At 68.3% G+C, this 12,572-nt stretch carries 13 protein-coding genes and 3 pseudogenes; 12 read left to right on the top strand and 4 right to left on the bottom strand.

What is annotated here, in order from left to right; genetic code table 11:
* Positions 1-10: 10 nt before the first annotated feature.
* From ACPXY0_RS03860 to ACPXY0_RS03835, 6 genes and pseudogenes are all read left to right on the top strand, one after another.
* Positions 11-82: pseudogene (locus ACPXY0_RS03860) on the top strand (hypothetical protein); the annotation flags it as partial.
* Between the two features lie 3 nt (positions 83-85).
* Complete coding sequence (locus tag ACPXY0_RS03855) at positions 86-2,719, top strand: CARDB domain-containing protein (RefSeq protein ID WP_423930557.1); 2,634 nt, start codon at positions 86-88, stop codon at positions 2,717-2,719.
* Positions 2,716-4,305 carry a PKD domain-containing protein gene (locus ACPXY0_RS03850; protein WP_423928648.1) on the top strand — a complete coding sequence of 530 codons (1,590 nt, stop codon included), beginning with the start codon at positions 2,716-2,718 and terminating at the stop codon, positions 4,303-4,305. Before ACPXY0_RS03855 ends, ACPXY0_RS03850 begins: the two co-directional genes overlap by 4 nt.
* Positions 4,306-5,294: 989 nt before the next feature.
* A pseudogene (locus ACPXY0_RS03845) lies at positions 5,295-5,495 on the top strand (helix-turn-helix transcriptional regulator); the annotation flags it as partial.
* A gap of 290 nt (positions 5,496-5,785) precedes the next feature.
* Positions 5,786-6,124 (top strand): MobC family plasmid mobilization relaxosome protein, encoded by a 339-nt coding sequence (locus tag ACPXY0_RS03840; RefSeq protein WP_423928646.1) that lies wholly within the window; start codon positions 5,786-5,788, stop codon positions 6,122-6,124.
* Positions 6,114-6,503 (top strand): annotated as a pseudogene (locus tag ACPXY0_RS03835) (relaxase/mobilization nuclease domain-containing protein); the annotation flags it as partial. The gene ACPXY0_RS03840 and the pseudogene ACPXY0_RS03835, both read left to right, overlap by 11 nt.
* 27 nt (positions 6,504-6,530) lie before the next feature.
* On the opposite strand, the gene ACPXY0_RS03830 reads toward ACPXY0_RS03835, so the two are convergent.
* Positions 6,531-6,854 carry a hypothetical protein gene (locus ACPXY0_RS03830; RefSeq protein WP_423928644.1) on the bottom strand — a complete coding sequence of 108 codons (324 nt, stop codon included), beginning with the start codon at positions 6,852-6,854 and terminating at the stop codon, positions 6,531-6,533.
* On the opposite strand from ACPXY0_RS03830, the gene ACPXY0_RS03825 reads away from it, so the two are divergent.
* On the top strand, positions 6,847-7,347 hold the full coding sequence (locus tag ACPXY0_RS03825; protein ID WP_423928642.1) for a hypothetical protein: 501 nt from the start codon (positions 6,847-6,849) through the stop codon (positions 7,345-7,347). The genes ACPXY0_RS03830 and ACPXY0_RS03825 overlap by 8 nt on opposite strands.
* Before the next feature lie 9 nt (positions 7,348-7,356).
* Positions 7,357-7,590 (top strand): MbeD/MobD family mobilization/exclusion protein, encoded by a 234-nt coding sequence (locus ACPXY0_RS03820; protein WP_423928640.1) that lies wholly within the window; start codon positions 7,357-7,359, stop codon positions 7,588-7,590.
* A gap of 208 nt (positions 7,591-7,798) precedes the next feature.
* Here ACPXY0_RS03820 and ACPXY0_RS03815 read toward each other — a convergent pair whose 3' ends face one another.
* Both ACPXY0_RS03815 and ACPXY0_RS03810 read right to left on the bottom strand, forming a co-directional pair.
* Positions 7,799-8,254 (bottom strand): TIR domain-containing protein, encoded by a 456-nt coding sequence (locus ACPXY0_RS03815; RefSeq protein ID WP_423928638.1) that lies wholly within the window; start codon positions 8,252-8,254, stop codon positions 7,799-7,801.
* Positions 8,255-8,277: 23 nt separating this feature from the next.
* On the bottom strand, positions 8,278-8,679 hold the full coding sequence (locus ACPXY0_RS03810) for a hypothetical protein (RefSeq protein ID WP_423928636.1): 402 nt from the start codon (positions 8,677-8,679) through the stop codon (positions 8,278-8,280).
* A gap of 303 nt (positions 8,680-8,982) precedes the next feature.
* On the opposite strand from ACPXY0_RS03810, the gene ACPXY0_RS03805 reads away from it, so the two are divergent.
* The 4 genes from ACPXY0_RS03805 (at position 8,983) to ACPXY0_RS03790 (ending at position 11,466) form a co-directional block, all read left to right on the top strand.
* Positions 8,983-9,270, top strand: coding sequence for a transposase (locus ACPXY0_RS03805; protein ID WP_423928634.1), 288 nt, complete (start codon positions 8,983-8,985; stop codon positions 9,268-9,270).
* A 20-nt stretch (positions 9,271-9,290) separates the two neighbouring features.
* Complete coding sequence (locus tag ACPXY0_RS03800; RefSeq protein WP_423928632.1) at positions 9,291-9,875, top strand: DDE-type integrase/transposase/recombinase; 585 nt, start codon at positions 9,291-9,293, stop codon at positions 9,873-9,875.
* A 234-nt stretch (positions 9,876-10,109) separates the two neighbouring features.
* Positions 10,110-11,165, top strand: a complete 1,056-nt coding sequence (locus ACPXY0_RS03795; RefSeq protein ID WP_423928630.1) for an IS110 family transposase — start codon at positions 10,110-10,112, stop codon at positions 11,163-11,165.
* A 55-nt stretch (positions 11,166-11,220) separates the two neighbouring features.
* Entirely contained in the window at positions 11,221-11,466 is a 246-nt protein-coding gene (locus tag ACPXY0_RS03790; protein WP_423928628.1) for an integrase core domain-containing protein, read from the top strand.
* A 706-nt stretch (positions 11,467-12,172) separates the two neighbouring features.
* Here ACPXY0_RS03790 and ACPXY0_RS03785 read toward each other — a convergent pair.
* Positions 12,173-12,523 carry a hypothetical protein gene (locus ACPXY0_RS03785; RefSeq protein WP_423928626.1) on the bottom strand — a complete coding sequence of 117 codons (351 nt, stop codon included), beginning with the start codon at positions 12,521-12,523 and terminating at the stop codon, positions 12,173-12,175.
* Positions 12,524-12,572 lie beyond the last annotated feature (49 nt).

Here is a 12,572-nt window from a genome sequence, read left to right as displayed (position 1 = left end):
CACCTGGTATGTGGACGACGATTCAGTCGCCGCAGGTCCGTTGGCGAGCAGTCGGCGACATGTCTTTCCGCAGGGAGGAAACCATGTGGTCAAGCTTACGGTGGCCGACTCCGCCGGGCATACGGATTCCGCGACGCATCCTGTGAGCGTTCGGGATGATCCGCCCACGGCGAGTTACACGTCGAGTTGCGAGGGGCTCGTGTGCATTCTGGACGGTTCGGCCTCGACGGACGACGGCGGGATTGTGGACTACACGTGGTACGTGCAGGGCGATTCTGTGGCCGGGGGTCCTGAGCAGAGCAGCTTTACGCTCACGTTTTCGCGGGAGGGTGCGTTGTTTGTGTCGCTGCGGGTACGGGACGGTGCGGATCCGCCGCAGGAGGCGTGGAAGCGCGGGTTCGTGGCCGCGGGCGACGTGGTGGCGGACTTCGATCTATCGGGACGGTGCGGGACGGATCATAGCTGCGAGTTCGATGCGTCGGGGTCATCGGCGCCCGTGGGGATCGGCCGTTACGTGTGGCATGTGGACGGCAACAGCGTGGGGTCGTTGCGGGGCAGCCGCTACCGGCACGAGTTCCCGGGGTTGGGCGAGTACCGGGTGCGGTTGACGGTGTCGGGGAGGATCTCGGGACGTACGGCGGACACGACGCGTGTGCTTCACATCACGAGCGACAGTTCGTGGTTGGCGGACGAGGAGGAGACGGACGGGGTGCCGGTGGCGGCGTTCACGGACTCGTGCGCGGGCCGGGCGTGCACGTTCGACGGGTCGGGATCGACGGACGGCGTGAGGATCGAGACGTACGCGTGGACGGTGGAGGGGAACTCCGTGGGGACGGCGGACACGCTGTTCCACCGGTTCGCGTCGGACGGTACCTACGCCGTGCGCCTGATCGTGACGGACTCCGCGAGCCAGGCGGACACGCTGAGCCGGGACGTCGTGGTGGAAGACCTTCCGCCGGCGGCGGGGCTCACGGTGTCGTGCGACTCGCTGGCGTGCGTGTTCGACGGTTCGAGCTCGACCGATGACGATGGGATCGCGACGTACGCGTGGACGGTGGACGGGGACTCGGTGGGGACGGTGACGGCGGACACGCTGGCGTACACGTTCGCGAGCGCGGGGACGTACAACGTGGGGCTCCGGGTGTCGGACACGGCGGTCCCGTCTCAGACGTCCGACTCGACACTCTCGGTGACGGTGCCCGCGGATCCACCGCCACCTCCGGCGACGCGTCCGGACCTGGAGGTGGGGGCGCCGACGGTGAGCGACCGGACGCCGGAGACGGGTGCCACGTTCACGCTGTCGGCGACGGTCACGAACGCGGGCGCCGGGGCGTCGGGGGCCACCACGCTGCGTTACTACCGTTCGGCGGACGCGACGATCAGCCGCTCGGACGAGGAGGAGGCGGAGACCGGCGCGGTGGGCGGGCTCGCGGCGGGCGCTACGAGCGCCGAGTCGATCTCGGTTACGGCCCCCTCCACGTCCGGCACGTACTACTACGGGGCGTGCGTGGACGCGGTGGCGAACGAGTCGGACACGACGGACAACTGCTCGGCGGCGGTGCGGGTGGATGTCGAGGATCCGCCACCTCCGCAGGCGCGTCCGGACCTGGAGGTGGGGGTGCCGACGGTGAGCGACCGGACGCCGGAGACGGGGGCCTCGTTCACGCTCTCGACGACGGTCACGAACGCGGGCGACGGGCCCTCCGCGGCGACGACGCTGCGCTACTACCGGTCGGCGGACGCCACGATCGGCTCCTCGGACACGGCGGTGGGGACCGACCAAGTGGGCGGGCTGGCGGCCGGCGGCACGAGCGCCGAGTCGATCTCGCTCACGGCCCCCTCCACGTCGGGCACGTACTACTACGGGGCGTGCGTGGACGCGGTCGCGGGCGAGTCGGACACGACGGACAACTGCTCGGCGGCGGTGCGGGTGGATGTCGAGGATCCGCCACCTCCTCCGCAGGCGCGTCCGGACCTGGAGGTGGGGGCGCCGACGGTGAGCGACCGGACGCCGGAGACGGGGGCCTCGTTCACGCTCTCGACGACGGTCACGAACGCGGGCGACGGGCCCTCCGCGGCGACGACGCTGCGCTACTACCGGTCGGCGGACGCCACGATCGGCTCCTCGGACACGGCGGTGGGGACCGACCAAGTGGGCGGGCTGGCGGCCGGCGGCACGAGCGCCGAGTCGATCTCGCTCACGGCCCCCTCCACGTCGGGCACGTACTACTACGGGGCGTGCGTGGACGCGGTCGCGGGCGAGTCGGACACGACGGACAACTGCTCGGCGGCGGTGCGGGTGGATGTCGAGGATCCGCCACCTCCTCCGCAGGCGCGTCCGGACCTGGAGGTGGGGGCGCCGACGGTGAGCGACCGGACGCCGGAGACGGGGGCCTCGTTCACGCTCTCGGCGACGGTCACGAACGCGGGCGACGGGCCCTCCGCGGCGACGACGCTGCGCTACTACCTGTCGGCGGACGCCACGATCGGCTCCTCGGACACGGCGGTGGGGACCGACCAAGTGGGCGCGCTGGCGGCCGGCGGCACGAGCGCTGAGTCGATCTCGCTCAGGGCCCCGGCCACGTCGGGCACCTACTACTACGGGGCGTGCGTGGACGCGGTCGCGCGCGAGTCGGACACAACGGACAACTGCTCGGCGGCGGTGCGGGTGGATGTCGAGGATCCGCCACCGGACCTGGAGGTGGGGACGCCGACGTGAGCGACCGGACGCCGGAGACGGGGGCCTCGTTCACGCTCTCGGCGACGGTCACGAACGCGGGCGACGGGCCCTCCGCGGCGACGACGCTGCGCTACTACCTGTCGGCGGACGCCACGATCGGCTCCTCGGACACGGCGGTGGGGACCGACCAAGTGGGCGCGCTGGCGGCCGGCGGCACGAGCGCTGAGTCGATCTCGCTCAGGGCCCCGGCCACGTCGGGCACCTACTACTACGGGGCGTGCGTGGACGCGGTCACGGGCGAGTCGGACACGACGGACAACTGCTCGGCGCCGGTGCGGGTGGATGTGGACGCTCCGCCGACGGCGATCCTGGACGTGACCTGCACGGGCAGGGACTGCACGTTCGACGGCTCGGCCTCGACCGACGACGACCGGATCACGAGCTACGCCTGGGCGGTCGATGGGGTGCAGGTCGGATCCGGGTCGGCGAGCAGCTTCGAGCACACGTTCCCGCGGAACGGGACGTTCACGGTGCGGCTGACGGTCGAAGACACGGCCGACCCGGCGCAGACGGACTCGGACAGCGAGGCGGTGGTGGTGAGCGATGACCCGCCGGTGGCGAGCTTCACGACGAGTTGCGACGAGAACCGGGCGTGCACGTTCGATGGCTCGGGCTCGACCGACGACGTGGGGATCGCGAGCTACTCGTGGAGCGTCCTGGAGGGGGTGCGGAGCACCGCGACGGCCACGGGCTCGACGTTCAAGCGCACGTTCGGCTACGGGACGTGGTGCGTCACGCTCTCGGTGGCGGACAAGCTGGGTCAGACCGGGTCCCTGACCGACACGCTCGTCTTCGCCGAGCCCGACGATGCGCCGGTGGCGAGCCTGTCGGTGAGTTGCGAGGAGCTGGCGTGCACGTTCGACGGCTCGGGCTCGAGCGACGACAACGGGATCGTGAGCTACGCGTTCGCCGTGGACGGCACGCAGGTCGCCAGCGGGACCTCCGAGTCGGTGGGCCACACGTTCGCCAGCGCCGGGACGTACTCGGTGTCGCTCGCCGTGGCCGACTCGGCCGACCAGACGGACACGGCCAGCCGGAGCGTCACCGTCGTCTCGGACGGCCCGCCGACGGCGATCCTGGACGTGACCTGCACGGGCAGGGACTGCACGTTCGACGGCTCGAACTCGACCGACGACAACGGGATCACCGACTACGCCTTCGCGGTGGACGGAACCTCGATCGGCTCCGGCGCGGCGAGTTCCGCCTCCCGCACGTTCGACGAAGACGGGACCTACGCCGTCACGCTTACGGTGACCGACACCAATGGCCAGACCGGCACCGCCAGCGAGAGCGTCATCGTGAGCGACGCTCCGCCCACGGCGAGCTTCACCTACAGCTGCAAAAACCTGACCTGCACGTTCGACGCCTCCGGCTCGAGCGACGATGTCGGGATCGCGGGCTACACGTGGAGTTTCGTCGAGGGGATCCGCTCCTCGGCCAGCGGCGTCAACCCGACCCACACGTTCTCCTCGGCCGGGAGCTGGGAGGTCACCCTCAACGTCCAGGACACCGCCGGACAGACCGCCTCCACCTCCCAGACCATCAACGTCACAAGCAGCATGTGAGTTCGGCCTACCCTCGAGGTGGACGGTGATCGCCGGGGGGCACTCGCTGCCGATCGTGTGTAGCCCTCGGCATGCCCCACGCTGAGCCGGTGGCCGGACCCGGTGCGGTGGTGCCGGTTGCGGGTGTTCCTGCTCCGGTTGGCGGAGCGGAGGTTCCTCGGGTTGTCGTTCCATGAACCGCCGCGGCGGACCCAACCGCGGAGGGCTGGCCAGGCTCCCCGCCGGGATCGCACCGCCCCGTCCGGAAGATGGAGTGGCGCAGGCGGTTGGCCGCATCCGGCGTCCCCGCGGAGGTCGCGGAGGCCTGCCTCGCCCACGTTCCAAGGAGTCAGGTCCTTCGGCGCGTCAGCGATCCGACCTCCTGACGCCCCGTGACGAAGTCTTGCAGGCATGGAGCGAGTCGGTCGGGTAGCAGCACCCCTCCGTAGGCGACGATCATCACCACCTCCCCCGCTCCGCGGCGCAGCGACGGTCGTGCCATCCCCGGCAAGCAGCCGAGCCCGGACCGGCCTCTCCGAAGCGATGCCCATGTCTCTTGACGGAGCACCCGCCCAGCGGCCGAGGGAGGCGTCTCACCGCGCCGCTGGCGCCGGCCGTCGACGGCTCCGGGACACGTGGGACAACTACGGACAACTACGGACACTTAGGAGATTTCCTAAGGTTGACGGCCCCGTGAACGGCCTTCCAGCGTTCGGGCATGATGACGCTGGAAGAGCAGTTCATTTTCCGGGTGACCGCGTTCCTCGAACGCACCCGCCTGAGCCCGACGACGTTCGGCATGAAGGCGCTGGGAGACCCGAACCTGATGCGCCAGATCGAACGGGGCCGCTCGCCGTCGCTCAGGACGGCGGACCGGGTGCTCGCGTTCATCTCGGAGCATGGCCGGGCGTCCCTCGGTGCGCGGGACCCGCCCCCGCGCCCGCGACACCGGAGGCCGATGCCGCAGGGGACGAGCAGCCAGGAGGAGCAGGACGATGACCGAGAACCCGATGGAAGAGAGAACGAACACACCGACCCGCTTCCTGCGGCTGCCGGAGGTGCAGGGCCGCACGGGCCTGTCGCGGAGCACGATCTATGTGCGGCTCGCCGAGGGGCGTTTCCCCAGGCCGGTCTCGCTTGGCGCGCGCGCCGTGGGCTGGGTCGAGGCGGAGGTGGACGAGTGGATCCGCGAGCGGATCGCCGAGAGCCGGTTCGAGGGTGCCCGGACCGGAGCGTGCGACGAGGCCGCGCCCGAGATCCCAAGGGCTCGTCGGCCGGCGGCACAGGCCGACCCGGTTCGTTGAGTCGGCGCTCTCGCAGCGGCCGAGGACGAGCCGTTGGACCGCGTCAAAGGCGCGTAAGCCAGCCTACGCAGTGTTGAACACTGCGGCCTGCCAAGGGGACGCTGCGCCCCCCTTAGAACCCCCCGCTCGTCACGCCGCTGCCGCGGCGGTAGGCGGGCGCGGTGCGCCGCCTCCGGAACCCCGCCGCCGGTGCTCTCTTGGCTGAGCGCCGCACCGTCATGGTCGCCGCCCGCGTCACGCCGGCGGAGCATGCCGCCTGGCAAGAGAAGGCAGCTGCGGCGGGCATGTCGCCCTCCGCGCTGCTGCGGCGGGCGATGTCGCGGACGCGGACGTGGACCGCGCCTGCACGCTCCGTCGAGCGCGAGCGCACCCGTCAGATCGCGCGCATCGGCAACAACCTGAACCAGCTCGCGCGCTGGGCGAACACGCACGCCTCGGCGACCGAGGCCGTCTCGGTGATCGCCCACCTGATGTCGTTCGAGCGGTCGTTGCTCGCGGTGGCCCGCACGGGCGAGGATCGTGACGATGCACCTTAAGTTCCTCCCGCACGGCCGGGGCTCGGCCCGGGCGGCGGTCGACTATCTGGTCGGCGAGCGGGACGCCGAAGGGCATAGGCGCGAGGGCGTTGAAGTCGTCCGCGGGAACCCGGACATGGTGGCCGCCGTGGCCGACTCGCTCGAGTTCGAGCGCAGGTACACGTCCGTCGTGATCGCGTGGGCGCCGGAGGACCGGCCGACCGAGGACCAGATCGAGGCCGTCCTCGACGAGTTCGAAAAGACGGCGTGGGCGGGACTGGAGCCGGACCGGTACGCGTGGACGGCGGTCCTGCACCACGAGCGCGGCGGCGGGGTCCACGCGCACGTCCTCGCAGCCCGGTGCGACCTCCGAACGGGCCGGAGCCTCAACATCGCGCCTCCGGGCTGGCAGAAGACCTTCGATCCGCTACGCGACGCGTTCAACCACGAGCACGGGTGGAGCCGCCCGGACGATCCGGAGCGGGCCAGGGCGCAGCAGCCGGGCCACTTGGCCTACATCGAGGCGTCGAAGCTCCGGGCCGGGCTCGAACACGAAGCCGATCCGCGCCAACTGATCCGCGACTACGTCGTGCAGCGCGTGGAGCACGGCGCGGTGAAGAGCCGCGCCGACGTGGTCTCCGCCCTGGAGGAAGTCGGCTTCGATGTGCCGCGCCGGGGCAAGAACTATCTCACCGCCCACGATCTGGACAGCGGCAAGCGGTGGCGGCTGAAGGGAGAGCTGTATGAGCACGACTTCCGGCCCGAGCGACTTGACCTCCCGGCTGCGGTGCCGGCTGGAGGCCGACCGGCAACAGATCGAGGAGACGGCCGCGCGCGAGCTCGAGCGGCTTGGCGAGAGCTTGAGCGCCGTCGCGAGCGGCGCACTGCGTTCCATCGAGGTCGATACGGCGGCGGCGACAGCGCGGATGCGCGCGCTCCTGCTGAGGGCGTGGCTCCGGCCCCTGGTGGTCGGCCTGAGCCTTTTCCTCGGTATCAGCGGCGGAAGCTGGGCGACGACGCACTGGTTGTGGAGGAGCATCGAACTCCGGATCGAGGCACTGGCGACGCTGAACCGGCAGGTCGAGGAGGCACGCTGGACGCTGGACGAGATCGAGGAGACGACCTGGGGCGTGACGCTGCGGGAGATCGAGGGGGATCGGTTCGTGGTGCTGCCGGCCGGCACGCTGGACGATCCGCCCTGGACCGTGCGCGGTCGGCCTGCCGTGAAGCTGTCGAAAGAGTGAGGGAGCTATATGACCGCGTTGGAACGGCAGTTGACGGCGGCTTTGGAGAGGTTGTCCGCGCAGTACGAGATGGAACAGCGGCGGCAATCCGAGCAGGTCGAAGCCTTGCGGCAGCGTGTCGAGCGGCAGACCGGGGAGAACGAAGCCTTGCAGAGGCGAATCGAGCGGCTCGACGGGCAGGTTACACGCTTGGCCGAGTGCTATGGGACGCTCGCCGCGACGTTGCGCGGACGCGTGAGGTGATGCGCCGCTACGGACGAGAGCGCGACTCTGGTCCGAGCCGTTGATGGTTCCCGGCGGCACCGAAGCTCGTCGTCGGCGGGGGGGCCTGGAGTCTAACCCCGAGCTTCGCCAAGTACCGCGACACCTTGGGTGAGTGGCTCGAAGCCGAGTGTGGCGAGAGGGCGTCAACCGTCGAAGAGTGGTGTGTCTACGCGACCGGGATTGGACCTTAGTGACCTGCCTGCTTGGCTGCCTTCTCAATCCAGTCGCCTAGATTCTTATATCCGTTGTCGTTGTTCCAGCGGTAGTAGGCATACTTCGCGGGTAGCATCCAGCCACAGTGGGTGGTCGTCTTTCCCTGGAGGTTCTTGATCTTGCTGATGTCGATCTCCAGGAGCCCGTTCCCTCTGTCGATGCTATGGTCTATTTCGTACTTGATCCACTTCCGGTCACAGGTCTTCGCTCCGATCAGAACGACCGTTACTGTCGTCCCCTTCATCTGCTTGTTGATCCACCTCTTTATCGCTAGATCGCCCTTCTTCTTGACGGCCTCGAAGTCGGCCTTGTCGACGAAGCGAGCTGCCTCTTGGCCCCCCTTGGTGACCCAGCTATTGCGGACCACCATGGCGCGATTCACGTCCTCGTCGTAGTGGAAGCTGAAAAACACTTTGCGATACTTGGCCATCGACTTGGTCCTCGTTCTTGGGGTTAGGTGGTCTGACAGATCAGCAGCGCCGCGCCGACCAGTAGCGCGATGAGGAGCAGGTAGAGGCAGGTCAGAGTCCTTGAGAAGGTGGCACCCCACCACGATTTGGCCGACTTGTCCGTCTCCATGGAGAACGGTTCGTCTTCTTCGTCACGGCGAACCTTGTCGTAGAGGTGCCGAAAAAGCCGCTCGTGACGCAGGAAATACCCGTCGAGCCCCCACAGCACGATAACCGGAGCAGTTCCAGCCAGAGGTACGGTCCAGTTCTTCAGGTGGAAAGACAGGGCCAGCAGACCCACCACCAGCGTGAAGCTCCACTGCTTGACAGCGAAGGACTGCATCGCGAGTCGGTTGATGACACCCTGGATCATCGTCAGGTGGCTACTAGGTTTGTTGGTCGCCATGGAACCAGACCGGCGGAAGGGATTTCGTGGGGGCGGCTCAGGGTACATTTTCCTTGCCGTTCCGTCAAGCTCCCCCGTTCCGCTTCGCCTCGGTCAGGACGGCGGGAGCGTCAGCGCTTCCGCCCCTCCCGCTCCCACTCTGCACCCCGCAGAAAGATCATCGAACCGGGTTGGGGAGTGCCGTCGCCATCGCCATGTCTAGGACTCTTCATGGACATCGGACCCAAGACGCCCGGTGAGATGGTCCCAGTTTTTTGGACAGGTCGTTAAGGTGGATTCCAAGTCGGAAGAGGAGGCACCGAGATGGCCGGGAAGAGACGCCGGTTCACGGCGGAGTTCAAGGCGCGGGTAGCGCTGGAGGCGCTGCGGGAGCGGGACAGCGTGCAGGCGATCGCCAGGCGGCACGAGCTTCATCCGAACCAGGTGAGCACATGGAAGCGGCAGCTCCTCGAGGGGCTGCCGGAGGTGTTCTCCGGGGACGCGAGCCACAAGCTCGCGAAGGAGCACGAGGCGAAGATCCGGGACCTGCACGCGAAGATCGGGGAGCTCACGGTGGAGCGGGATTTTTTTCGGCGCGGGCTCAAGCGCTGAGCCGGGCGGAGCGGGTGCGGATGATCGAGCGGGGCGGAGCGCCGAGTCTTTCGAGGCAGTGCGCGCTGGTGGGGGTGAGCCGGTCGTCGCGGTACTACCGGCCGAAGGGGGAGAGCGCGGAGAACCTGGCGCTCATGCGGCGCATGGATGAGCTGCACATGGCGTATCCGTTCCACGGGAGCAGGCAGGTGGTGCGCCATCTGCGGCGCGGGGGCGTCACCGCGGGCTGGCACCGGGTCCGGTGGCTCATGCGGCTGATGGGGGTGGAGGCGACCTACCGGCGGCCGCGCACGAGCGTGGCGAGTCCGGAGCCCCGGGTCTTCCCCTATCTGCTGCGCGGCCTCGAGATCTCGCGGGCGGACCACGTGTGGTGCGCGGACATCACCCATGTCCCGGTGACGCAAGGGTTTTTCTACCTGGTGGCCGTGATGGACTGGGCGACCCGGCACGTGCTCGCGTGGCGGCTGTCGAACACGATGGACGCGTCGTTCCGCGTCCAGGCGCTGGACGACGCGCTGGGCTGGCGGGCCCCGGAGATCCTGAACACCGATAGTGAGTATGTAAGGGCCGGTTCCCCTCGGTGGTTTGACTCAAACACTGATTGACGCTGTAGGCTTACAGACTCCGGTCGCCCCTGGGTGGCTTGACCCGCACTCGGACCGACCAAGCTGTCATTCCCTGGACTCGTCGGCCATCCGAGGGCAACCGGTTGAGGCTCCGGCCTCGACCGGCATCGTGACCTGATGAGAGCCTGGCCCAAGGCGTCCCTTCACTGTCATGTCCGACACCGGCCGAGTTCGGTTCCAACCCGTTCACCCATCATGGAACAGGGGGCCGGCATGGCAAGTATGCGAGATGAAAGGGCCGGGGTCATCGGGGGCGTCGATACCCACCAGGACCCGCACACCGCCGCCATCGTGACACTCGAAGGCACGGTGCTCGGCACCGAATCGTTCTCCACGACACGGGCCGGATACCGGGCGATGCTCGTCTGGTTCCGGTCTCACGGCGAGCTGCCGCGCGTGGGAGTCGAGTCCACCGGCAGCTACGGCGCCGGCATTGCCCGGCACCTGGAGCTGTTCGGCGTGCCCGTGCTCGAGGTGACCGGTCCCGACCCGGCCGCGCGGAGAGCCCGGGGGAAGGACGACGCGCTCGATGCGGTCGCCGCGGCCGAGGCCGCTCGCACGGGACATCGGGTACAGGTGGCCAAGGACCGCGGCGGCGCCGTGGAATCCCCGCGGGTGCCGCGCACGACCCGAAAGACCGCGGTCAAGTGCCGCCGTGCGGCGCTTCAGCAACTCCACAACACGATCGTCGCCGCGCCGGACGAGGTGCGCGACCGGGTCCGCGACCTCACCCGTATGCGGCGCTTGCGTACCTGTGCGGCCTGGAGGCCGGATGCCGCGGGATACCGGGACCCGGCGGTCGCGACCAGGCTCTCGCTGAAGTCCCTCGCTCGCAGAGTCCTGGATCTCAACGACGAGATCGCCGAACTCGACCGCTTTATCGCCCCGCTCGTCGAGGAACTCGCGCCCGGTCTTCTCAAGCTCGAAGGCGTGGGAATCGCCAGCGCCGGCGAGCTGCTGGTCGCCGCGGGCCAGAATCCCGGCCGGCTGCGCTCCGAAGCAAGCTTCGCGATGTTGTGCGGCGCCTGCCCGATCCCCGCCTCGAGCGGGAAGACGCAACGCCACCGCCTCAATCGAGGCGGAAACCGACAGGCCAACTCCGCCCTGCACATAATCGTCGTGTGCCGGATGCGCACCGACCCGCGAACCCGAGCCTATGTCCGGCGGCGTACCGCCGAGGGGCTGTCCAAGCCCGAGGTGATGCGCTGCCTGAAGCGCTATGTGGCCCGCGAAACCTACCGCGTCCTCACCGCCCCATCACCCTCTTGACAAACATGAGAGCGTCCAGGGCTCCCAGTTCACCAGCGAGGCGTTCGCGGACCGGGTGCTGGGTGCGGGCGTCATGTTCTCGATGGACGGCCGGGGCCGCTTTCTGGACAACATCTTCATCGAGCGGCTGTGGCGGTCGCTGAAGTACGAGGCGGTGTACCTCCATGAGCTCCGCGACGGGCTGGACGCCGAACGCATCATCGGCTCGTGGTTCGACTTCTACAACGAGGTGCGCCCGCATTCGTCCCTCGGCGGGCGGACGCCGGGCGATGCCTACCGCAACGGCACGGGGGCGGTGTGAACGACGCAGCTCCGCACCTGCCGGGTCACGCCCTCGTGAAACAGTGCCGCGGAGGAGAAGCGTGGGATCTCCTCATCCCGCGCGCCTCGCTCGGCTCGCAGCCAAGCCACGGTCGCCGGCCGGGTTCCTCTCCCGGCGACCGTGGCCCATATTGGAACCGGTCCTTCCCCGGCCGGGGGAGGACCGACGGGTGGAGAACCCACCCCACCAGAACACACAGCGAAAGCTCCCGAGGGCTCTCACAACCAGTCGGAATCCACCTTAACTTTGCCCTCGGACTGTCCAACGAAGTAGGACCACCTCACGGCTGGCTCGGATCAAACCGGGAGCAATTCGATCTTAGCATCGTATGGTTTGCGTCGATCCAACCGGGATGCTACGCTGCTCGATGCAGGCAGATGGCAGCGAACGGAAACCGCAGCGAAGAGCGGTGGCTAGCGTACCACCAGCGCACTGGACAGGACCGCGAACGATCTGGCCTCCACGCAAGAAGCGGATACGGGAACGCCCCGTCCCTCCGCTTCTTCGTGTTTCTGCCCAAGGCACTGCCAGGCTGTTTGGGGCCGGACGATTGGTTCCGTGTGTTGCCACGGGAGTGCTGGAGTTGGAGCTTACACAGGCGGTGACCGCGCGGGTGGGATCCCGATTCTGATGAGGAAATGAGTTACCGGCCGACCACAACGATGGTATACTGTTACCGGTGTGTTCAGAGACGGTAACAGCAATCACCGGTAAGGAAGGTTAGACATGCAGAATCGAGTACCAGATCGACCGAATCCCAGTCCCAGTCGGCCACCGAACCCCGGTCCCAGTCGGCCACCGAACCCCGGTCCCAGTCGGCCACCGAATCCCGGTCCCAGTCGACCGCCTCAACGTCCAGGACCGAATCCATCGCCACGGCAATGAAGTTCGTTGCCTCGATAGCCGTATTGGTTTTGCTCGGGTGTTCCTCCAGCCCTGTCACCCTTTCGCGCGCAGTGAAGCCTGGCTCCAACGGGTTCATGTGTGCGCGAAACGTGCTTTCGGAAATCGGGTATACCATCACCAAAGGTGACATGGAGATTGGTTTCCTCCGTTCACGTCGTGTTCGGGGTAACCGAAACGTC

The sequence above is a fragment of the Candidatus Palauibacter sp. genome, from assembly GCF_965237495.1.
GTDB lineage: Bacteria > Gemmatimonadota > Gemmatimonadetes > Palauibacterales > Palauibacteraceae > Palauibacter.
Note: the sequence above shows the minus strand (reverse complement) of the source record. Positions and strands in the feature narration are given on the sequence as shown.